Origin of the sequence: Polynucleobacter duraquae, assembly GCF_000973625.1 — a bacterium.
GTDB lineage: Bacteria > Pseudomonadota > Gammaproteobacteria > Burkholderiales > Burkholderiaceae > Polynucleobacter > Polynucleobacter duraquae.
Genome location: NZ_CP007501.1, coordinates 1,462,750 through 1,483,012, shown reverse-complemented (window position 1 = coordinate 1,483,012; position 20,263 = coordinate 1,462,750). Strand labels below are relative to the sequence as shown.

Here is a 20,263-nt window from a genome sequence, read left to right as displayed (position 1 = left end):
TACCAAGCAGGTCTATAGCACTATGAAAAAGTATTTAATTGCGCTCTTAGCTATCTTTAGCTTGGGGCAAATTGCGCTCATCCCCCAGGCCCACGCCCAAAGCCCGCGTGTTTCTATTCCTGACTTTGCCGACTTAGTCGAGCGAGCTAGTCCTGCTGTGGTGAATATCCGAACTACTGAAAAAGTAATGCAGCAGCAAGCTCAAGGCGGCATTCCCGGGATGCCTGAGGATCAGGCAGAGTTCTTCCGTCGTTTCTTTGGTGTGCCTATCCCGGGATTGCCTGGCGGACCCAAACAAGCGCAACCTAATTCTGGCAAGCCTCAAGAGGCCGATCGCGGTGTTGGCTCTGGCTTCATTATCGAATCCAATGGCTTAATTTTGACCAATGCCCACGTTGTCGAGGGTGCAAATACTATTTACGTCACCTTAACGGACAAGCGTGAGTACAAAGCCAAGTTATTGGGTATGGATAAGCGAACCGATATGGCGGTTGTCAAAATCGATGCGCGTGATTTACCTAAGTTGCCACTAGGCGACTCTTCTCGAGTCAGAGTGGGTGAGTGGGTATTGGCCATTGGCTCCCCGTTTGGTCTAGAGAACACCGTCACTGCTGGCATTGTGTCTGCTAAGAGTCGTGATACTGGTGACTACTTGCCATTCATTCAGACGGACGTAGCAGTGAATCCCGGTAACTCTGGCGGCCCTTTATTGAATACTGCCGGACAAGTGATTGGCATTAATTCGCAAATCTTTAGTCGCTCTGGCGGATATATGGGTATTTCTTTTGCCATTCCGATAGATGAGGCGATGCGTGTTGCAGAGCAACTACGTACCAATGGAAAAATGACTCGTGGCCGTATTGGTGTTGCTTTGGGTGAGATGACCAAAGAGATTGCAGAAAGTCTAGGTCTAGGTAAACCGCGTGGAGCCTATGTTCGCAATGTCGAGCCAGGTGGTCCAGCGGCAGCGGGCGGCATTGAGTCTGGAGACGTGATTCTGAGCTTTAATGGCCGTGATATTGGCAAATCTACTGATCTACCAAGGGCTGTCGGTGAAACTAAGCCAGGAACTAGCGCTAACGTACAGGTGTGGCGTAAGGGCTCCACTAAGGATTTGATGGTTTCTGTAGTGGACACCGAAGCAGGTCAAGCTGCTGTGAAGAAGTCGGATAACTCAGGTTCATCTGGTGCAAATGCCAATTCTCTTGGGGTGGCAGTTTCTGAACCCTCAGATAGTAAGAAAAAGGAGCTTAATATCCGCGGAGGTGTTGAGGTTACCGGTTTAGGGGATGGCCCCTTAGCGCGCTCAGGAGTGCGTCCTGGGGACGTTATCATCCGAATTGCTGATGCCGATGTCACTGGGGTGAAGCAGTTTGAGGGTCTTGTTAAGGGTTTGGACTCCAACAAGTCGGTTCCGGTTTTTGTTCGTCGGGCTGATAGCACTCTGATTATTCCTGTAAAGCCAAAATAAGCCAAAACCCTGTTTTTTGGGTGTAATAAGGGGGTTTGGCGCTAATTTGGCGCCACCCATTACAATTGCCTTAAGACGACTTTTTGCAGCGCATCATCGTGGTGCGTTCTGACAAGGCGTTTTTTGAAGACTACACAAGACGCTATGGATTTAATCCGAAATTTTTCTATCATCGCCCATATCGATCACGGCAAATCAACGCTGGCTGATCGCATTATTCAACTCTGTGGCGGTCTGTCTGATCGTGAAATGGAAGCCCAAGTTTTGGACTCGATGGATATCGAGCGTGAGCGTGGGATCACGATTAAAGCGCAAACAGCGGCGCTGTCTTATAAATCCAAAGACGGTAAAACTTACAACATCAATTTGATTGATACCCCAGGGCACGTCGACTTCTCCTATGAGGTTAGCCGCTCCTTGTCAGCATGCGAGGGTGCATTACTAGTGGTGGATGCCAGTCAAGGCGTTGAAGCCCAAACGGTTGCTAACTGCTACATGGCGCTGGAGTTGGGTGTGGAAGTTGTGCCAGTGCTTAATAAGATTGATTTGCCACAGGCGGATCCTGAGCGCGCTAAACAAGAGATTGAAGATGTCATTGGTATCGATGCATCGGAAGCGGTGACCTGCTCGGCTAAAACGGGATTAGGTGTACAGGATGTCATTGAAGAAATGATTGCTCGCGTACCTCCGCCAAAAGGCAACGCAGCAGATCCTTTGCAGGCCTTGATTATCGATTCTTGGTTTGATAACTATGTTGGTGTGGTGATGTTGGTGCGTGTCGTTAACGGTACCCTAAAGCCAAAAGAAAAAATTACCTTGATGTCCAACGGCTCTAGTCATTTAGTTGAGCATGTTGGCGTCTTTTGTCCAAAGTCTGTAGATCGCCCAGAGTTGTCTGCCGGTCAGGTGGGCTTTGTGATTGCTGGTATTAAAGAGTTAAAAGCTGCCAAGGTGGGTGATACGGTTACGCATACCCCAGGGCAGCAAGGCCGCATTCCTGCAACAGCACCACTTCCCGGTTTTAAAGAGGTGAAGCCTCAGGTTTTTGCTGGGCTTTACCCAGTAGAGTCAAGTGAATATGATCAACTGCGAGAGTCCTTAGAGAAGTTGCAGTTAAATGACGCCTCACTCTTGTATGAGCCAGAGGTATCGCAGGCTCTTGGTTTTGGATTTCGTTGCGGATTTTTGGGCTTGCTCCATATGGAGATCGTGCAAGAGCGCTTAGAGCGTCAGTACGGCATGAATCTCATTACTACCGCACCGACGGTGGTATATCAAGTAGAGCAATCCGATGGAAGCATCTTGTCGGTTGATAATCCATCAAAGATGCCCGAGGCTAGCAAGATCAATACGATTCTTGAGCCGATTGTGACAGTCAATCTGTATATGCCGCAAGAGTATGTGGGCGCGATTATTACTCTGTGCGTTGGTAAGCGCGGTATTCAGATGGATATGAATTATCTCGGTCGTCAAGTGAAGCTCACTTATGAGTTACCGATGGCGGAAATTGTTTTGGATTTCTTTGACAAAATGAAATCCATCTCTCGTGGCTATGCATCCATGGACTACGAGTTCAAGGAATATCGTCCAGCTGATGTGGTTAAGGTTGACATCCTCATTAACAGTGAGCGAGTTGATGCCCTATCGGTGATCGTCCACCGTAGTAACAGTCAACATCGTGGTCGCGAAGTGGTTGCTAAGATGCGCGGGATTATTCCGCGTCAAATGTTTGATGTGGCTATTCAGGCGGCAATTGGTAGCAACATCGTTGCCCGTGAAAACGTCAAGGCCTTACGCAAGAACGTATTGGCCAAATGCTATGGCGGTGATATCTCGCGTAAGCGGAAATTACTAGAGAAGCAAAAAGAAGGTAAGAAACGTATGAAGCAGGTGGGTAATGTGGAAATTCCACAAGAAGCCTTCTTGGCCATTTTGCAGGTGGACGACTAATGAACTTTGCCCTCATCCTTTTTATCTTGGTAGTAGTCTCCGGTATAGCTTGGATTGCCGATCGTTATTACTTTGCTCCACAAAGACGTAAGGCTGGTATCGATCGCATGCCATTGTGGTTGGAATATACGGCTGGTTTCTTCCCAGTAATTTGTGCAGTGTTTGTATTGCGCTCATTTATTGTGGAGCCATTCAAAATCCCATCAGGCTCCATGATCCCGACTTTGCAAATTGGCGACTTTATTCTAGTGAATAAATTTACTTACGGTATTCGTTTGCCAGTGATTAATCAGAAGGTCATCGATTTAGGCTCTCCAAAGCGTGGTGATGTTGTGGTGTTTCGCTATCCCCGAGATGAATCTATTGACTACATCAAGCGTGTCGTGGCTTTGCCAGGTGACACTATTACTTATCAAGACAAGCGTATAACGGTAAATGGTCAGCCATTGCAATACAGCGGCGGTGAGAATTACCTAGACCCAGAAAACATGCGTTACGCCAAGCGGTTTGCAGAATCTTTCCCTGCAGACCTAGGCGGTAATAAGCATGAGATTTTGAATGACCCTGATCGCCCTGCCGGCATGTTCCCTGCAGAGCGTTTTCCTGGATTTGAAAACTGCCAATATATCAATGCTGGTCTCACTTGCAAAGTGCCTGCGGGGCATTACTTTGCAATGGGCGATAACCGCGATAATAGTGCTGACTCTCGTTACTGGGGATTTGTGCCAGATAAGAATATTGTTGGTAGAGCATTCTTTGTTTGGTTGAATCTCGGAAATCTCGGTCGTATTGGCGGCTTCGAATAAGATCATGAACGCCCGCGCCGTCATCGAAACTGCTCCGCTGCAAGCGCAATTAGGTTATACGTTTAAAAAACTAGAGCTGCTCAATCAAGCCTTAACGCATCGTAGTCATAGCAAGAAAAATAATGAGCGCCTAGAGTTTTTAGGTGATTCGATTCTCAATTGCGTTGTCGCAGAAATGCTTTATGAGCGCTATTCAGATTTGGATGAGGGCGATCTTTCTCGCGTACGGGCTAACTTAGTCAAGCAACAAGCGCTCTATGAGATTGCTCAAACGCTATCGTTATCAGACTATCTGCGCTTAGGCGAGGGAGAGTTAAAGAGCGGTGGTTTCCGTCGCCCGTCTATTCTGGCTGATACTCTTGAAGCGGTGACTGGTGCCATATTTCTAGATGGTGGGTTTGATGCTGCTAAGACCTGTTTGCGTAAACTCTATTCCATCATTCTGGCCAACGTTGACCCTAAGACCCTAGGTAAAGACGATAAGACTTTATTGCAGGAATGTTTGCAAAGCTATCAGTTACCACTGCCTACCTATAACGTCACTGGTACTAGTGGTGCAGCCCACAATCAGCAGTTTGAAGTGGAATGTTTGATACCTAATCTCAAAGTTATCGTGAAGGGTGAGGGTGCCTCTCGACGTGCAGCAGAGCAAGCTGCAGCAAAGCTAGCTCTCATCTCAGCGCTAAAGGCTTTGCCACAAGTACTAGGGAAACCTAAAAAGACTCGGTCAGCTAAAAAGAAGGACGGCCAAAAAAGTGGTGACTGAAGAGCAGTTAAATCTTAAGCTGAAGGGCTAATCGTGTTCAGATGCGGCACTATCGCCATTGTTGGCCGTCCTAATATGGGCAAATCGACCCTCTTAAATGCTTTGGTAGGTCAGAAGATCAGTATTACCTCCCGTAAGGCGCAAACTACGCGTCACCGTATTTTAGGTATCCAAAATCGCGAAGAGGCGCAATTCATTTTTATTGATACACCGGGCTTTCAGACTCGTTTAATTAATACATTAAATAAGGCATTGAATCGCACGGTAACTACGGCTTTGCAGGATGTGAATGTGGCTTGCTTTGTAGTTGAGGCTGGTTACTTTGGCGAGGATGATAAAAAGGTTTTGAAATTACTACCAGATGATTTACCAGTTGTCTTGGTATTAAACAAATTGGATTTATTTAATAGCCGCTTCCAGACTCCCTCGGAGCGTGATCAGGCTCTACTGAATTTCATGAAAGAAATGAGCCAACCTTGGTGTGAATTAGGTGGTCATGAGGACCAGAAGTGTGAATTCGCTGAAATCGTACCGATGAGCGCTAAGAGTCCTGGGGATATTGAAAGATTATTAGACGTACTTGAAGGCTATTTACCTGAAGCGCCGGCAGTCTACGATGGCGATACTATTACCGATCGAAGTGAGCGGTTCTTGGCTGCTGAGATTCTGCGGGAGAAGGTTTTCCGCTTCACTGGTGAAGAGTTGCCTTACACCAGTACAGTAGTCATTGATCAGTTCAAGATGGACGGCAAGATGCGCCGTATTGCAGCAACGATTTTGGTTGATCGTGATAGCCACAAGGCAATGATTATTGGTGCCAAGGGTGAGCGATTGAAGAAGATCTCCACCGACGCTCGTATTGATATGGAAAAGCTCTTTGACGGCAAAGTTTTTTTAGAGACTTGGGTTAAGGTCAAGCGTGGTTGGGCAGATGATCGTGCTGAATTACGGGCGCAGGGACTAGAGTAATTATTCATGGCCTCCATTCGTGTTGCTGACGAACCTGCTTTTGTATTGCACAGCATTCCTTATAAGGAAACTAGCTTAATTCTGGATGTCTTTACACGGCAATATGGCCGTATGGCACTGATTGCTAAAGGCGCTAAGCGGCCACATTCGGTATTGCGTCCAGTCTTACAGCGTTTTCAACCCCTATTGGTTTCTTGGAGCGGCAAGTCTGAGCTGCGTACTTTAACGAAGTCAGAGTGGGTTGGTGGAACACCCTCTTTAGTGGGTGATGCATTACTCTGTGGCTTCTATCTCAATGAGTTGCTAGTCAAGTTTCTAGCTCGTGAAGACGACTATGAAAAACTCTACGACCATTACACCGATACGATCTCTGCCTTATCTAATCTTGAGTTTCAATCTAAGGGTTTAGAGGAAATTTTGCGCCCCTTTGAGTTAACACTCTTGCAAGAGACCGGATATGCAGCAGCATTGGATTACTGCGTTGAAACCCACAGCGCTCCAGTCTCACAAGAACAGTACGTCTATCAGCCGGAGCGTGGTGTCAGGCCTTTACAAGTGGATGATCCAGGCCATTGGCCAGTCTTGAGCGGTAAATCCCTTCTAGCCATCGCAGCAGGTGACTTTTCTGATCAAGAAACGCTTTCTGAGAGTAAGCAGTTAATGCGCTTCTTATTGGGCCTGCACCTTCAAGATCAAGTGCTCACTACCCGTCAGATTTTGATTGATCTCAAGAAAATCTAGTAATCTACAAGCATGAGCAATCCCAATATCCTTGAGCTTGGCATCAATATCGATCACGTCGCTACCCTGCGTAATGCGCGCGGCACGATCTATCCTGACCCATTAAAAGCTGCTCGCTTGGCTGAAGAAGCTGGCGCTGATTTAATTACCTTACATTTACGTGAGGATCGTCGCCATATTAAAGATGCAGATTTGATGGCGCTACGCCCTTTGATTCAGACCCGTATGAACCTAGAGTGCGCCGTTACTCCCGAGATGATTAACATCGCCTGTCGGGTTCAGCCGCATGATGTTTGCCTTGTTCCTGAAAAGCGTGAAGAGGTTACTACTGAAGGTGGCTTAGATGTCGTAGGTCATTTTGAAGCAGTCAAAGCTGCCACTACACAACTAAAAGCTGTTGGCATACGGGTTTCACTTTTTATTGATCCTGAAGAGCGGCAAATTCAAGCTGCTAAAGATGTAGGTGCCACAGTAGTTGAATTGCATACTGGTCGTTACGCAGATCTGGCTGGTGATCAACAGAAGCAAGAGCTCGAGCGCATCAGAAAAGCAGCTCAGTTTGGAAAAAGCATTGGCTTGCGCGTCAATGCAGGCCATGGTTTACATGAGGGCAACGTGATGCCGGTTGCCGCCATTACTGAGCTATCCGAGCTCAATATCGGGCATGCCATTGTTGCTGAAGCGCTCTTTAAGGGCTGGCAAAAAGCAATTACGGACATGAAGGCTCTGATGGTTCAGGGCAGGGCAATCGCTTAAATATTAATCATCAAATGATCATTGGCATAGGCACAGACATTTTGCAAATCGAGCGACTTCAAGCTGCTTACGATCGCACCAATGGCCGCCTTGCTGAAAAAATCTTGGGTCCAGATGAGATGATGGTTTTTAAACATCGCTTAGCCAGAAATCACAAGAGAGGTATTGCTTTCTTGGCAACGCGCTTTGCTGCAAAAGAGGCATTCTCCAAAGCTATTGGTTTAGGTATGAGAATGCCGATGACTTGGCGTTCCCTTCAAACGCTAAACGAGCCTAGCGGTAAACCAGTGACATCGTATTTGGGCGCATTGGCGCAATTTATGCAGGATAAAAACTGGGAAGCTCAGGTCACTGTTAGTGATGAACAAGACATGGCAATAGCCCATGTCATCGTAGTTCAAAAATAATATAACTCTCAAGAGTCTATCAAACAAAAAAATTTCGAGGAATACATGAATAAGTCGACCATGAAGCCAGGCCCAGTTACTTTAGATGTTGTTGGTCTCGAGTTAAGTGCTGAGGATTGTCGTCGCATCTTGCATCCCCTCACTGGCGGCGTGATTTTGTTTGGCAGAAACTTTGCCAATCGCCAGCAGCTCACAAAGCTCACTTCAGAAATTAAAAAACTCCGTTCCGATGTATTGATTTCGATTGATCATGAGGGTGGACGGGTGCAGCGTTGCAGAACGAATGGCTTCACCCATTTGCCTGCCATGCGCAAGCTTGGTGAACTTTGGGGATTAAAAAATAAATCAACTCAGAAACCAAAACATAGCGCTGAATCAGCTGCTGTCGCCATGGCAGCAGCAACTGCCTGTGGTTATATCTTAGCTGCCGAGTTAAGAGCTTGCGGTGTAGACTTTAGTTTTACTCCTGTTCTGGATTTGGACTTTGGTCGCAGCGGTGTAATCGGCGATCGTGCATTTAGTCGTGATCCACAAATCACGTTTGCGTTGGCTAAGAGTTTGAACGAAGGCTTACGACTTGCGGGTATGGCCAACTGCGGAAAGCATTTTCCAGGCCATGGCTGGGCAGAGGCCGATTCTCATGTGGCCATTCCAGTAGATGAGCGCCCATTACAGAAAATTCTGAATGACGATGCTAAGCCTTACGAGTGGTTGGATTTGAGTTTGACTGCGGTGATGCCGGCTCACGTGATTTACCCACAAGTAGATAAAAACCCAGCGGGATTTTCTAAGGTTTGGCTGCATTCTATTTTGCGTCAAGAGTTGGGATTTCAAGGTGTGATTTTTAGCGATGACCTTTCTATGGAGGGCGCCAGTGTTGCTGGCTCTGTCGTGAAGGGTGCTGATATGGCGCTGGAGGCAGGATGCGATGCAGTGTTGATTTGTAATCGCCCTGATCTTGCAGATCAATTGCTGAGTCAGCTAAAAGTTTCCAAAACAAAACAAGCTGAATCCGCAACTCGATTAAATCGCTTGATGCCGACTGTCACAGCTCCTGCTTGGGATGAATTACAAGGCGAAGCGCAATACCAACATGCCAAAGGCTTGCTTCAGCAGTTAAAGCTCATTGCCTAGACAATAAAAAAGCCCGGCGTACCGGGCTTTTCCTTATCGAGCGATCTAATTAGTTAGCGCGGCTACGATATTCACCGGTACGAGTGTCGATCTCGATCTTATCGCCAGTATTGCAGAACAGTGGTACTTGTAATTCATAGCCAGTGGCTAATTTTGCAGTCTTCAATACCTTGCCTGAACTAGTGTCGCCTTTAACCGCTGGCTCTGTGTAAATGATTTCACGAACCAAAGAGTTTGGCATGGCTACTGAGAGCGCTTTACCTTCGTAGAACACGACTTCGCAAGGCATGCTTTCTTCTAGGTAATGCAATGCATCACCCATGAATTCGGCTTCCACTTCATATTGGTTGTACTCGGTATCCATAAATACATACATTGGATCTGCGAAGTAAGAGTAGGTGCAATCTTTCTTGTCCAAAATCACCACATCAAACTTGTCATCTGCTTTGAATACGCCTTCGTTAGGCGCACCAGTTAACAAGTTCTTGAATTTCATTTTTACAACAGAGGAGTTGCGGCCTGAGCGGCTGTATTCTGCTTTTAAAACGACCATGGCATCAGTGCCAATCATGACTACGTTACCAACGCGGAGTTCTTGTGCTGTTTTCATCTTGCTATTCCTGGGTGCAGAGCTATTTTTCTGCGGTTTTTGTCAAAAACAAGATTGTAACCGCCCGCAGGCCTATTTTGCCCAAGATCAAGCTACAAAGCTCATTAGGCGGGCAGCTAGGCCACCATCGACTTGCTTTTTTAATAAATCTGCTCGCCAAGCCTTGGAATGGGTGTTCCAGTCATCAATGGAGTGATGCCACTTGCTAGGTATTGCCCAAGTCATTGCGGCAATGACGGCATGTTTAAGCTCTTGTGATGCATCTTCAAGGTAGAGATCTAAAAATGCAGCCAACTTGGTTTCATGCGCGCGATCTTCTTGTGGGTAAATATGCCAGATGAAAGGTTTGCCCGCCAATTGCGCTCTGACAAAAGAATCCTCACCTCGAACAATATTGAAGTTGCATTGAGAGAGCATCCAATCGTATTCATCCTGAGATACAAAAGGAATTGAGATGAGCTGAATCGAGTTGGGTAGTACAAGCGCTTTGGTAGGATGGCCAGAGCTGAACTGCAATTGCTCAAGCTGACCATGCGTCAGGACGATGTCAAAGTTCTCATCTAATGTTGCTAGATCCTCTAACCATTTCAGGAGTGGTACACCTGGGTAGCAAAAAACACTGATACGTTTTGCATGAGGTCGCAAGAGCTTCCAGCTTGCCCTGAGACTCTCAGGAACTAATTGCTCAGTTAATGATGACTCTTGAGGAATTGGATCTATCAAAATGCCACCGGCATTAGTCTGGAATCCAGGAAAGAAAAAATATTTCGGAATACCGTGCGCCTGCGGGGATGCTTTCTGATGAAAGTCCACAATCCAGGGCTCTGCAGTTAAGTACTCCAAATTGATGATGATGGGTTTTTTTGGGGCAATTAGCAGGCCTGCAAGGTAGCGATCGGGAAGCTCGCATCCAAATGCCTCAATCACGACATCGGGGGATTCAACTGGATGGCGGCTATTGTTGTGACTAGCTTCCCAGGGTTGGATGTCGATACGACGCTGGATTTCTGGGTCAACCCCAGAAGCGAGTAAATTAAGGGTTGGCAGATCATCACAGAAAATGCGCACGTCTTGGCCATGAAGACTTGTTAAGCTTCTTGCTAGGCGCCAGCAAACACCGGCATCACCATAGTTGTCTACGATTTGACAGAAAATATCCCAACGCATGAGCAATTCGCTTTTTGAAACCCTTCAGCAGGATGTTAAACGGCTACCCGGATTGCCGGGGGTATATCGCTTCTTTGATGAGGCGGGGCATATTCTGTATGTCGGAAAAGCGCGCAACCTCAAAAAGCGGGTATCTAGTTACTTCCAGCGAACTCTGCTTTCACCACGGATAGAGCTGATGGTGGGAAAAATTGCCCGCTATGAAACTACAGTAACACGCTCAGAAACAGAAGCTTTAATTCTAGAGAATAATTTAATTAAGGAGTTAGCTCCTCCATTCAATATTCTCTTCCGAGATGATAAGTCCTATCCTTATGTGATGTTGACGGGACACCAGTTTCCACGTCTAGCCTCTTATCGAGGAAAAACAGATAAGCGCAATCACTACTTTGGACCATTCCCGAATTCATGGGCAGTACGTAATAGCGTGCAGATTTTGCAAAAAGTTTTTCGTCTGCGGACTTGCGAAGACTCAGTGTTCAAAAACCGTAGCCGTCCTTGTTTGCTGCATCAAATTCATCGCTGTAGTGCACCTTGTGTTGGTCGTCTGAGCGCAGATCAATATGGTCAGGACGTAGCTCAGGCAACTCGTTTTTTGGAGGGTGATCATGGTCGCGTGCTTTCTGAGCTTGAAAAAAAGATGCATGCCTATAGCGATGCTATGGAATTTGAAATGGCTGCGGTACTAAGAGATCGTATTGCAGATCTTTCTAGCGTCTTACAGCAGCAGTCGATGGATACCGTTGCTGATGGTGAGGGTGATGTTGACGTCATCGCTGTAGCTCAAATGGAAGGCGTGGTTTGTGTCAATTTAGCAATGATTCGGGGCGGACGCCATTTAGGTGATCGAGCCTATTTCCCTAAAGGCTTGCGTTCAAGTTCTGGAGAGTTGCCACCACCCGCAGAAATTTTAGAAGCCTTTATTGCGCAGCATTACCTAGAGGAGAAGTCAGGTGATGGCGAGGCGACTACCAATTTAATTCCACCGGTGTTGATTCTGAATCATCCTTTAAGAAAGTTGGTTGATGATATTGCGGCGCCGGAAGAAAGTGCTGAGGATATTTCCGAGCAATCAGCCCCAGAAGGCTTGCATGACTTACTCAATGCGCAAGCCGGTAAGCGCATTACTTTCCTGCATCAGCCACAAGGCCAGAGACGACATTGGCTGGCGATGGCTGAAGGTAATGCCAAGATTGCAATTGCAAAGCGTTTGGTCGAGACTGGTGGACAACTAGCAAGAGCGCGAGCGCTAGCTGATGTTTTGGCTTTGGAATTGGAAAGTCTCGAGCAGTTACGTATTGAGTGTTTTGACATTAGCCATACTTCTGGTGAGGCTACACAAGCTTCTTGTGTGGTGTATTCCAAAAATGCGATGCAGTCTAGTGAATACCGTCGTTTTAATATCAATGACATTACACCGGGTGATGACTACGCTGCAATGCGTCAGGTCCTACAACGCCGTTATGCAAACTTCCAAGAGCTCCCGGTTGAGAAGATGCCACAAGTGATTTTGATTGACGGTGGCAAAGGTCAGGTTGAGATGGCAAGACAAGTTCTTTCTGAATTTGGTATGGACATCAGCTTGATTGTTGGGGTTGCTAAAGGGGAGGGGCGCAAGGTAGGTCTCGAGACGCTTATTTTTGCGGATGGACGTAAATCGCTTGAACTCGGTATTGATAGCGCAGCTTTGTTATTAGTTGCGCAAATCCGAGATGAGGCACATCGCTTTGCCATTACGGGCATGCGTGCTAAACGAGCAAAAGCCAGAACAGTTTCTCAACTAGAAGAGATTGAGGGGATTGGAGCAAAACGCCGTCAAAAATTACTAGCCCGTTTTGGAGGTTTGCGTGGCGTTTCTAATGCCACTATCGAAGAACTCTCCAGCGTAGAGGGGATATCCACTGCATTAGCAGAGCTAATTTATAGACAACTCCATTGATTACCCAGTAAGCCCACATTAGTTTATGCTTGAATAATGCCGTTTAATTTACCTATTGCCCTGACCTGGTTGCGTGTTGCCGCAATTCCGCTTGTCGTTGCAGTGTTCTATTTACCTAATAGCTGGCTTACTCCCTTTGATAAGAATCTCACAGCTACAGTGATTTTTATCTTTGCTGCTGTGACTGATTGGTTAGATGGCTTCTTAGCTCGCAAAATGAAACAAGAGTCAGCATTTGGTCAATTCTTAGACCCGGTAGCAGACAAGTTGATTGTTGCCGCTGCATTGTTGGTTCTCCTGAACATGGACCGCGTTCAGGTTTGGGTTGCCCTCATCATCATTGGACGTGAAATTACCATCTCCGCATTAAGGGAGTGGATGGCGCTCTTAGGCGCTGGGAAAAGCGTTGCTGTGCATATGGTCGGCAAGCTAAAGACTACGGCTCAACTTGTAGCAATTCCATTTTTATTGTTAAACGACACCATATTTGGTTGGCTTAATTGCGCACAAGTTGGTACTTGGTTGATTTGGATTGCATCCTTTTTGACGCTTTGGTCCATGTTTTATTACATGAAAAAGGCTTTGCCTCAGATAGTTGAGAAAGCTAAGTAATATCCACAAACCCATTGCTGATAAGGGTCTAGTCAAAACATCAGCCCCGCTAATGGACGACCTTCCTAATGAATAATGCGTTCTCTCAAATTGTTTGCTAAACTGTTGCCCTGTTATGCGGGAATAGCTCAGCTGGTAGAGCGATACCTTGCCAAGGTATAGGTCGGGAGTTCGAACCTCCTTTCCCGCTCCAAGTTCGATGGGAAGCCCTAAAAAAGCTTCCCATTTTTGATTCAAGCATATGGCGCGTTGGCCGAGTGGTTAGGCAGGAGCCTGCAAAGCTTCGTACGGGGGTTCGATTCCCTCACGCGCCTCCAGAATTTGAGTTGACGAATCAATCGTGTAGCCTAAGATACTTACAAATGTTGTAAGCTCTTATGCGTTAATCACTTTGGGCTATCAAGGTAAACAATGACATTTCAAACTCTAAAATTTAGTACGCTTTGCTTAGTCTTATCCACTCTGCTGGGTGGATGCGCATCTTCTGGCGACTCTCCAACAGGTACGCCTAGTGAAGTTCAAGAAATTCAGTCTCAGCTTTTGGGTGATATGCCATTGCCTGCAGCATCAAAAATTGTGGGCTCTGATTCACTGATTATTGGTCGCGGCGATAACTGGGTAGGACGCGTAGTTTTATCTGGTGTGCAAACCCCAACGGATATTTACGCATTCTTCCAAGCTGAATACCCTAGAGCAGGTTGGACTACTGTGAGTGCAGTGAAATCAAAAACCAGTATTTTGGTTTTTACCAAAGGTGATCGCACCTCAACAGTAGAGCTAAATGAAGGTCCATTTACTGGCCCAAAGACAATCATCACTATCACTGCATCACCAAAGAACGCAAACGTAGTTGCGCCAACTAAGAAATAAAAATAGTTATATCGCCTAGCAATAGAAAAAGGCCTCTAAACGAGGCCTTTTGCTTAACGGGGCGGGGCTTATAGTCCGCCAGCCCTAATGAGGCCAACAGCATGACCTTCAACCGCAAAGTTCGGTTGACGTCTATCTACTAAAATATTTTTGAAGTCTGGGTTTTCAGCTTGCAATTCAATTACCATGCCATCCGCAGTTTTCTTTTGGTTCCAACGTTTTACTGTGACTTCATCATCTAAACGCGCAACCACAATATCGCCGTTACGAACCTCTGAAGTTTTCCGTACTGCAAGATAGTCGCCATCCAGAATGCCAGCATCGCGCATACTCATACCAACCACCTTCAGTAAGTAATCAGCACCTTTGCTAAACAAGCTTGGATCAATTGGTATTTGTTTTTCAATGTGCTCAACAGCCATGATGGGAGAACCTGCGGCAACACGACCAATAAGTGGCAATGTGAGTTGCTGAAGAGCGCCAGAGGGCAACGACATCTGACGATATTTATTAGGATTGTGCGTTTGATTAAATCGTTGTGGAATACGAATGCCGCGGGATGTTCCCGGTGTCAGTTCGATATATCCTTTTTTTGCTAAGGCGCGTAAGTGCTCTTCAGCAGCGTTGGCAGAAGCAAAACCGAGTTGCATTGCAATTTCAGCGCGAGTAGGGGGAGAGCCGCTTTCATCAATGGCCTTGGTAATTAATTCCAAAATCTCACTTTGACGTGAGGTGAGTTTGGGGAGGGCAGTCAGCTCCTCTGGAAAATCAACTGTATTTATGTCCATACTGGGATTGTATACAGCACTTTTTGAATATTCAAGCAATTTGAGGGCGGATAATGGAGGAATGAGCTCAAAATCTAATATTTCTGCAAATACACCCCATATTCTGATTTTAGGTATGGGCGGCACCATTGCAGGTCTCGCCCCCAATCCTGAAGACAGTCCCCTTCAATATGAAGCTGGTTTAGTCGGGGTTGACGCCCTAGTGGCTCAGATTCAGTCGGTGGTCCCTGTGGGGGTCAATCTGGTTTCACGTCAGTTGGCGAATATTAATAGTCGCAATCTGACCGAGGCTCACCTGACTAATCTAGGACTTGCTGTAAAGGAGGCCCTATTAGATGCTGCTGTAAAGGGAATTGTGATTACCCACGGCACTGATACGATTGAAGAAACAGGCTTATTTTTGCAGGCAACGTGTGGCAAGTTAGCGCATACTCAGTCTAAGAGGGTTATTTTGACTGGAGCCATGCTCCCGAGTAATGTACCTGGAGCTGATGGACCCTCAAATCTATTGGATGCCTTGCGCTGGGCTTCCACACCTATTGATAACTGTCCTGGTGGCGTTTATGCGGTGATGGATGGGCGTGGATGTATGGCAATGGATTTAGCTAAGCGCCACGCTACGGCTTTGAATGCACCATTACAAAATGCCCCATCGAGTTCGGTAGGCCTGATTAATCCATCTTGGTTATCTGGCGTGAAGGCCGTGCAGGCAACCTGGAATGAAGATTTGCCTATTCCGCAGGAGGGCGAGTGGCCTTGGGTGGAGATTCTGACTAGTCATGCGGGTGCTCGTCCTGAAACCGTTGCGCATTGGCTTAGTAGTGCCGTCCAAGGCTTTGTTCTTGCTGGTTCGGGGCACGGTGGCTTTCATGATGGCTGGATCGAGCCTTTGGACCGGGCGATGCTTCAGGGCATTGCATTGGCGAGGACGACGAGAACAGGTGCCGGGGCTACTTTGCGAAACATTCCTGAGTTAGATAAGCTTGGATGCTGTGCCTCCGGGTCTCTGACTGCGCCTAGAGCCAGAATTGCACTTCAATTAGCGTTAAATGCTGCAAAGCAGGCAAATAAAGCCGGTAAACCCCTGACTTGGCAGGATTTTTTTGCTAGAATGGCGGACTTACCAGAAATTAAGTAAGTATTTAAAAGCTGTAAATATGTGTAGTTAGTTTTACCTACAATTTGTTACTACCTTGTCACACTGGCGCTAACTTTAAAACCATCGGAAGTTAGCAAGATGCTCAGGTGACTTTATCCTTAAGGAGTGTTAGATGCGTCATTATGAAATCGTCTTTATCGTCCATCCGGACCAAAGCGAGCAAGTGCCTGCGATGATTGATCGCTATAAAGCGACATTAGCTGCTGCTGGCGGCAAAATTCACCGCATGGAAGATTGGGGTCGTCGTCAGATGGCTTACATGATCGACAAACTTGCTAAAGCCCATTACGTTTGTATGAATATTGAGTGCGACCAGAAAACTCTGGACGAGCTCGAGCATGCATTCAAATTTAACGATGCTGTTTTGCGTCACCTCATCATCAAGACAAAGAAAGCTGAAACAGAGCCTTCCATCATGATGAAAGAAGTGCAACGTGAAGAAGCGCGCAAATCAGCTCAATCCGACGCTCCTGTAGCAGCGGTTTAAGTTAGAAATTTGAAGAGGAATACACAGACTAGAAAACGTATCAGAGTGACGGAGTGGCGTTGAATCATTTCACCCTAACTGCATTCTTGGTATCTAAAGACGCGATTCGATTTACACCAGCAGGAATACCGGTGATGCATTGCCAGCTAGAACATAGCGGCGAAGTAAACGAGGTAGGAGTGGCTAGGAAAATTCAGATGAGTGTTGAAGCCATAGCAATTGGTCCGATACAAAAGGGCTTAGAGCAAATGGATTTAGGGGCCAAGGCAGTGTTTGAAGGATTCTTAGCACCCAAGACTCTACGTAATCAAAGACTGGTTTTCCATATCACCAATATTCAATTGAAAAATTAAAAAGGAAATCATCATGGCGTTTGGAAAGAAACCCGATTTCAAAAAGAAACCAGCCCAGAACCCATTGTTCAAGCGTAAGCGTTATTGCCGTTTCACTGTTGCTGGCGTAGAGCAGATTGACTACAAAGATGTAGACACGTTGAAGGACTTCATTGGCGAGAACGCCAAGATCACTCCTGCACGTTTGACAGGCACAAAAGCTAAATATCAGCGTCAGTTAGACACTGCTATCAAGCGTGCTCGTTACTTGGCTTTGTTGCCATTCTCCGATCAACACAAGAAATAATTGGGAGCCCTCAATGCAAATCATTCTTTTAGAAAAAGTAATTAACCTGGGCAACCTCGGTGACATCGTTCGTGTTAAAGACGGTTACGCTCGCAATTTCCTAATCCCGCAACGCAAAGCTCGTCGTGCCACTGAAACAGCTATCGCTGACTTCGCAGTACGTCGCGCTGAGTTGGAAAAATTGGCTGCTGAGAAGTTGGCTGCTGCGCAAGCGGTTGGCACAAAGCTCAAGGACTTGGTTCTCGAAATCGGTCAAAAAGCGGGTGTTGACGGTCGTTTGTTTGGTTCTGTAACCAATCATGACATCGCTGATGCTTTGAAAGCCAAAGGCTTTGTAATTGAAAAAGCTTCTGTACGTATGCCTACTGGCCCGTTGAAGATGGTTGGTGATCACCCTGTAGCGGTAGCTGTTCATACCGATGTAGTGGCTGACATCACTATCCGTGTAGTTGGTGAGCAAGCGTAAGTTTTAGATCTGTAATCTAGCCTCATGGCTGAATCCCGCTCACGCTCCCTTATGTCAAATCCTGGCATGATGGGTTCTGGGGATCCAGCCCTGCAGGCTTTAAAAGTACCGCCGCATTCTGTAGAAGCCGAGCAATCTTTGCTCGGCGGTCTACTGATCGACAACACAGCCTGGGATCGCCTGGGCGGGGTGTTAACTGATAAAGATTTCTATCGTCCTGAACATGCTCTGATCTATAAGGTCATTCAGCGTTTAGTTGGCGACAATCATCCTGCTGATGTCATTACTGTTCATGAGGCTGTTAAGTCTGAGCAGGGTGGTGACTTAGTTGGTATTGATTACCTCAATTCATTAGCGCAGAGCACACCCAGTGCAGCGAACATCAAAGGCTATGCCGACATTGTTCGTGATCGCAGCATTTTGCGTCGCCTAATTGAGGTATCTGACAACATCGTTAACTCTGCATTTGTTCCCGAGGGTCGCTCTGTCAGAACGCTCTTAGATGAAGCAGAGTCACGCATTCTGCAAATTGGTGAAGAGGGTAGTCGTAAAGCCGATTACCTCGAGATTGAACCACTACTTAAAACCGTTGTTGCGCGTATTGATGAGTTATATAACCGTCAAGGTGGTAGCGACATCACTGGTATTGCAACTGGATTTATTGATTTAGATAAGCAAACTAGTGGTCTGCAAAAAGGCGACTTAGTGATTGTTGCTGGTAGACCGTCCATGGGTAAAGCGCAACCACTGGATGCCAAAGTAAAAACGGTTGATGGCTGGAAGTTGATGGGCGATTTACGTTTTGGCGATCGCCTTGCCTCTGTAGATGGTCAGCACTCCATGGTGACTGGCATCTATCCGCAAGGCATTAAACAGATTTACAGAGTCACTTTCTCAGATGGTCGTGAAGCTGAGTGCTGCGATGAGCATCTTTGGCGCGTCATGTATCGCGATTGGGATGCGCCCAAAGTCATTAATACTGCACGTTTAATAGAAATGCTTTCTTGCGTTCGATATAAGAACCGTCTGTGGATAGATCCCGTTTCAGGTGATTTTGGTCATTCAAATATATTACCAATCAACCCATGGGTTTTGGGTGCATTACTCGGTGATGGGACTTTGGCTTTATCTCACGGTTCTGTGATGTTCTCGACTAAGTCTCCCGAGCTTATTGAGCGCATGAATGCTCTTGCTGGCTATGAGATGGAACTGGTTCATGCCAACGCGTATGACTGGAGATTGGTTTCTAAAGCTAGAATTGCTGCTAATGGCCAACGTCAGTCTGTGCCAACAAATTATTTCCGCTCTGCTCTACAAGATCTCGGTGTTTTGGGTTGTAGAAGTTTTGATAAATACATTCCCGCCACCTATCTTGAAGCCAACAAGAATTCCCGTCTCGCGCTATTTCAGGGCTTGATGGACACCGATGGCTGGATTGAGAAGTGGGGCTCCATTCGTTTTTGTACTGCAAGTAAGCAATTGTCAGAAGATGTAGCTTCTTTGGCTAGATCATTAGGCGGCTTTTGCTCAATTGCACAAAAACAGTCAAGCTACACTTACAAAGGCGAGAAGAAGCAGGGTCGTTTAGCTTACGTTTTGAATATGAGCTTTGCTCCTGGCTTCCAGGCATTTACCTTGCCTGAAAAGAAGGAAAGACTCAGAACAAGCTGGGATCGCCAACGCAGAGTGTCATTTAAAAGTATTGAGCCATCTAGAGTGACTGAGGCTCAATGCATCTCAGTTAGCCATCCAGATAGAACCTATGTAACCAATGATTATGTGGTGACCCACAATACTGCATTTGCGCTCAATATCGCCGAGAACGTAGCTCTAGCCGAAGGCTTGCCCGTCGTCGTGTTCTCCATGGAGATGTCCGGTGAGCAATTGGCATCTCGTTTATTAGGTTCGGTAGGTCGCGTGGACCAAAGTCGTATGCGTACCGGTAAGCTGCAAGATGACGAGTGGCCGCGTGTTACTGATGCCATTGCCCGCTTGAGTAATACCCAAATTTTGATTGATGAGACTGGTGCTCTTTCCAGTCTAGAGTTGCGTGCACGCGCACGTCGTATCGCGCGTAACTTTGGCGGAACACTTGGCCTGGTTGTGATTGATTACTTGCAGTTGATGAGCGGCTCTGGTTCTGAGAACCGTGCAACAGAGATTTCTGAGATCTCGCGCTCCCTTAAATCACTTGCAAAAGAGTTGCAGTGCCCAGTAGTTGCCTTGTCACAGTTAAACCGTGGCCTTGAGCAGCGCCCTAACAAGCGCCCAATCATGTCTGATTTGCGTGAGTCGGGCGCGATCGAGCAAGACGCTGACTTAATTATGTTCATCTATCGTGATGAGGTATATCACCCAGATACAACCCAAGACAAAGGCATGGCGGAGATCATTATTGGTAAGCAACGTAACGGACCAATTGGTACTGTGCGTTTAAGCTGGCAAGGTCCGTATACCAAGTTTGATAACTTGGCGATGGGATCAGTTGGATACTCCTCTGGTGGGTATGAGCCGTTCTAATTCAAA

Annotated in this window: 21 protein-coding genes and 2 tRNA genes; 20 read left to right on the top strand and 3 right to left on the bottom strand. The window is 46.6% G+C overall.

Features of this window, described 5'->3' with window-relative positions; all coding sequences use genetic code 11:
* Positions 1-22: 22 nt before the first annotated feature.
* The 9 genes from CL55_RS07685 (at position 23) to nagZ (ending at position 9,000) form a co-directional block, all read left to right on the top strand.
* On the top strand, positions 23-1,471 hold the full coding sequence (locus tag CL55_RS07685) for a DegQ family serine endoprotease (protein WP_046330559.1): 1,449 nt from the start codon (positions 23-25) through the stop codon (positions 1,469-1,471).
* A gap of 144 nt (positions 1,472-1,615) precedes the next feature.
* Positions 1,616-3,421 carry a translation elongation factor 4 gene (lepA, locus tag CL55_RS07680; protein ID WP_046330558.1) on the top strand — a complete coding sequence of 602 codons (1,806 nt, stop codon included), beginning with the start codon at positions 1,616-1,618 and terminating at the stop codon, positions 3,419-3,421.
* Entirely contained in the window at positions 3,421-4,227 is an 807-nt protein-coding gene (gene lepB / locus CL55_RS07675; RefSeq protein WP_046330557.1) for a signal peptidase I, read from the top strand. Before lepA ends, lepB begins: the two co-directional genes overlap by 1 nt.
* Before the next feature lie 4 nt (positions 4,228-4,231).
* Entirely contained in the window at positions 4,232-4,993 is a 762-nt protein-coding gene (gene rnc / locus CL55_RS07670) for a ribonuclease III (RefSeq protein ID WP_046330556.1), read from the top strand.
* 75 nt (positions 4,994-5,068) lie between these two features.
* The gene (gene era / locus CL55_RS07665; RefSeq protein ID WP_237150562.1) at positions 5,069-5,962 is read left to right on the top strand and encodes a GTPase Era; all 894 of its coding nucleotides are present in this window, start codon (positions 5,069-5,071) and stop codon (positions 5,960-5,962) included.
* A 6-nt stretch (positions 5,963-5,968) separates the two neighbouring features.
* The gene (gene recO / locus CL55_RS07660) at positions 5,969-6,703 is read left to right on the top strand and encodes a DNA repair protein RecO (protein ID WP_046330554.1); all 735 of its coding nucleotides are present in this window, start codon (positions 5,969-5,971) and stop codon (positions 6,701-6,703) included.
* 12 nt (positions 6,704-6,715) lie between these two features.
* Entirely contained in the window at positions 6,716-7,459 is a 744-nt protein-coding gene (pdxJ, locus tag CL55_RS07655; protein WP_046330553.1) for a pyridoxine 5'-phosphate synthase, read from the top strand.
* Between the two features lie 14 nt (positions 7,460-7,473).
* Positions 7,474-7,866, top strand: coding sequence for a holo-ACP synthase (gene acpS / locus CL55_RS07650; protein WP_046330552.1), 393 nt, complete (start codon positions 7,474-7,476; stop codon positions 7,864-7,866).
* A 45-nt stretch (positions 7,867-7,911) separates the two neighbouring features.
* Positions 7,912-9,000 (top strand): beta-N-acetylhexosaminidase, encoded by a 1,089-nt coding sequence (nagZ, locus tag CL55_RS07645; RefSeq protein WP_046330551.1) that lies wholly within the window; start codon positions 7,912-7,914, stop codon positions 8,998-9,000.
* Between the two features lie 49 nt (positions 9,001-9,049).
* On the opposite strand, the gene efp is transcribed toward nagZ, so the two are convergent.
* Together efp and earP are read right to left on the bottom strand one after the other, a co-directional pair.
* Positions 9,050-9,610 (bottom strand): elongation factor P, encoded by a 561-nt coding sequence (gene efp / locus CL55_RS07640; protein WP_046330550.1) that lies wholly within the window; start codon positions 9,608-9,610, stop codon positions 9,050-9,052.
* A gap of 87 nt (positions 9,611-9,697) precedes the next feature.
* Positions 9,698-10,777, bottom strand: coding sequence for an elongation factor P maturation arginine rhamnosyltransferase EarP (gene earP, locus CL55_RS07635; protein ID WP_046330549.1), 1,080 nt, complete (start codon positions 10,775-10,777; stop codon positions 9,698-9,700).
* Here earP and uvrC point away from each other — a divergent pair.
* From uvrC to CL55_RS07610, 5 genes are all read left to right on the top strand, one after another.
* A complete protein-coding gene (uvrC, locus tag CL55_RS07630) occupies positions 10,776-12,716 on the top strand; it encodes an excinuclease ABC subunit UvrC (protein ID WP_046330548.1) in 1,941 nt (646 codons plus the stop codon). The two genes, earP and uvrC, sit on opposite strands and share 2 nt — an antisense overlap.
* 36 nt (positions 12,717-12,752) lie before the next feature.
* Entirely contained in the window at positions 12,753-13,328 is a 576-nt protein-coding gene (pgsA, locus tag CL55_RS07625) for a CDP-diacylglycerol--glycerol-3-phosphate 3-phosphatidyltransferase (protein ID WP_046330547.1), read from the top strand.
* Between the two features lie 117 nt (positions 13,329-13,445).
* Positions 13,446-13,521, top strand: a tRNA-Gly gene (locus CL55_RS07620).
* 50 nt (positions 13,522-13,571) lie between these two features.
* A tRNA-Cys gene (locus CL55_RS07615) sits at positions 13,572-13,645 on the top strand.
* Positions 13,646-13,739: 94 nt separating this feature from the next.
* On the top strand, positions 13,740-14,198 hold the full coding sequence (locus CL55_RS07610) for a hypothetical protein (RefSeq protein ID WP_046330546.1): 459 nt from the start codon (positions 13,740-13,742) through the stop codon (positions 14,196-14,198).
* A gap of 68 nt (positions 14,199-14,266) precedes the next feature.
* Here CL55_RS07610 and lexA read toward each other — a convergent pair whose 3' ends face one another.
* Positions 14,267-14,986, bottom strand: coding sequence for a transcriptional repressor LexA (lexA, locus tag CL55_RS07605; RefSeq protein WP_046330545.1), 720 nt, complete (start codon positions 14,984-14,986; stop codon positions 14,267-14,269).
* 61 nt (positions 14,987-15,047) lie between these two features.
* On the opposite strand from lexA, the gene CL55_RS07600 reads away from it, so the two are divergent.
* The 6 genes from CL55_RS07600 (at position 15,048) to dnaB (ending at position 20,257) form a co-directional block, all read left to right on the top strand.
* Positions 15,048-16,124 (top strand): asparaginase, encoded by a 1,077-nt coding sequence (locus CL55_RS07600; protein WP_046330544.1) that lies wholly within the window; start codon positions 15,048-15,050, stop codon positions 16,122-16,124.
* A 133-nt stretch (positions 16,125-16,257) separates the two neighbouring features.
* Positions 16,258-16,632 carry a 30S ribosomal protein S6 gene (gene rpsF, locus CL55_RS07595; protein WP_046330543.1) on the top strand — a complete coding sequence of 125 codons (375 nt, stop codon included), beginning with the start codon at positions 16,258-16,260 and terminating at the stop codon, positions 16,630-16,632.
* 59 nt (positions 16,633-16,691) lie between these two features.
* Complete coding sequence (gene priB / locus CL55_RS07590; protein WP_046331253.1) at positions 16,692-16,985, top strand: primosomal replication protein N; 294 nt, start codon at positions 16,692-16,694, stop codon at positions 16,983-16,985.
* A gap of 13 nt (positions 16,986-16,998) precedes the next feature.
* A complete protein-coding gene (gene rpsR, locus CL55_RS07585; protein WP_011902267.1) occupies positions 16,999-17,271 on the top strand; it encodes a 30S ribosomal protein S18 in 273 nt (90 codons plus the stop codon).
* A gap of 13 nt (positions 17,272-17,284) precedes the next feature.
* A complete protein-coding gene (gene rplI, locus CL55_RS07580) occupies positions 17,285-17,737 on the top strand; it encodes a 50S ribosomal protein L9 (protein WP_046330542.1) in 453 nt (150 codons plus the stop codon).
* A gap of 24 nt (positions 17,738-17,761) precedes the next feature.
* Positions 17,762-20,257: a replicative DNA helicase gene (gene dnaB, locus CL55_RS07575; protein ID WP_046330541.1), complete on the top strand. Its 2,496-nt coding sequence runs from the start codon at positions 17,762-17,764 to the stop codon at positions 20,255-20,257.
* Positions 20,258-20,263: the final 6 nt, after the last annotated feature.

What these genes read in the sequence shown, in the direction of transcription:
- CL55_RS07685 (WP_046330559.1), top strand. Translation starts at nt 23, where the DNA reads ATGAAAAAGTATTTAATTGCGCTCTTAGCTATCTTTAGCTTGGGGCAA.
- lepA (WP_046330558.1), top strand. Translation starts at nt 1,616, where the DNA reads ATGGATTTAATCCGAAATTTTTCTATCATCGCCCATATCGATCACGGC.
- lepB (WP_046330557.1), top strand. Translation starts at nt 3,421, where the DNA reads ATGAACTTTGCCCTCATCCTTTTTATCTTGGTAGTAGTCTCCGGTATA.
- rnc (WP_046330556.1), top strand. Translation starts at nt 4,232, where the DNA reads ATGAACGCCCGCGCCGTCATCGAAACTGCTCCGCTGCAAGCGCAATTA.
- era (WP_237150562.1), top strand. Translation starts at nt 5,069, where the DNA reads ATGGGCAAATCGACCCTCTTAAATGCTTTGGTAGGTCAGAAGATCAGT.
- recO (WP_046330554.1), top strand. Translation starts at nt 5,969, where the DNA reads ATGGCCTCCATTCGTGTTGCTGACGAACCTGCTTTTGTATTGCACAGC.
- pdxJ (WP_046330553.1), top strand. Translation starts at nt 6,716, where the DNA reads ATGAGCAATCCCAATATCCTTGAGCTTGGCATCAATATCGATCACGTC.
- acpS (WP_046330552.1), top strand. Translation starts at nt 7,474, where the DNA reads ATGATCATTGGCATAGGCACAGACATTTTGCAAATCGAGCGACTTCAA.
- nagZ (WP_046330551.1), top strand. Translation starts at nt 7,912, where the DNA reads ATGAATAAGTCGACCATGAAGCCAGGCCCAGTTACTTTAGATGTTGTT.
- efp (WP_046330550.1), bottom strand. Translation starts at nt 9,610, where the DNA reads ATGAAAACAGCACAAGAACTCCGCGTTGGTAACGTAGTCATGATTGGC.
- uvrC (WP_046330548.1), top strand. Translation starts at nt 10,776, where the DNA reads ATGAGCAATTCGCTTTTTGAAACCCTTCAGCAGGATGTTAAACGGCTA.
- earP (WP_046330549.1), bottom strand. Translation starts at nt 10,777, where the DNA reads ATGCGTTGGGATATTTTCTGTCAAATCGTAGACAACTATGGTGATGCC.
- pgsA (WP_046330547.1), top strand. Translation starts at nt 12,753, where the DNA reads ATGCCGTTTAATTTACCTATTGCCCTGACCTGGTTGCGTGTTGCCGCA.
- CL55_RS07610 (WP_046330546.1), top strand. Translation starts at nt 13,740, where the DNA reads ATGACATTTCAAACTCTAAAATTTAGTACGCTTTGCTTAGTCTTATCC.
- lexA (WP_046330545.1), bottom strand. Translation starts at nt 14,986, where the DNA reads ATGGACATAAATACAGTTGATTTTCCAGAGGAGCTGACTGCCCTCCCC.
- CL55_RS07600 (WP_046330544.1), top strand. Translation starts at nt 15,048, where the DNA reads ATGAGCTCAAAATCTAATATTTCTGCAAATACACCCCATATTCTGATT.
- rpsF (WP_046330543.1), top strand. Translation starts at nt 16,258, where the DNA reads ATGCGTCATTATGAAATCGTCTTTATCGTCCATCCGGACCAAAGCGAG.
- rpsR (WP_011902267.1), top strand. Translation starts at nt 16,999, where the DNA reads ATGGCGTTTGGAAAGAAACCCGATTTCAAAAAGAAACCAGCCCAGAAC.
- rplI (WP_046330542.1), top strand. Translation starts at nt 17,285, where the DNA reads ATGCAAATCATTCTTTTAGAAAAAGTAATTAACCTGGGCAACCTCGGT.
- dnaB (WP_046330541.1), top strand. Translation starts at nt 17,762, where the DNA reads ATGGCTGAATCCCGCTCACGCTCCCTTATGTCAAATCCTGGCATGATG.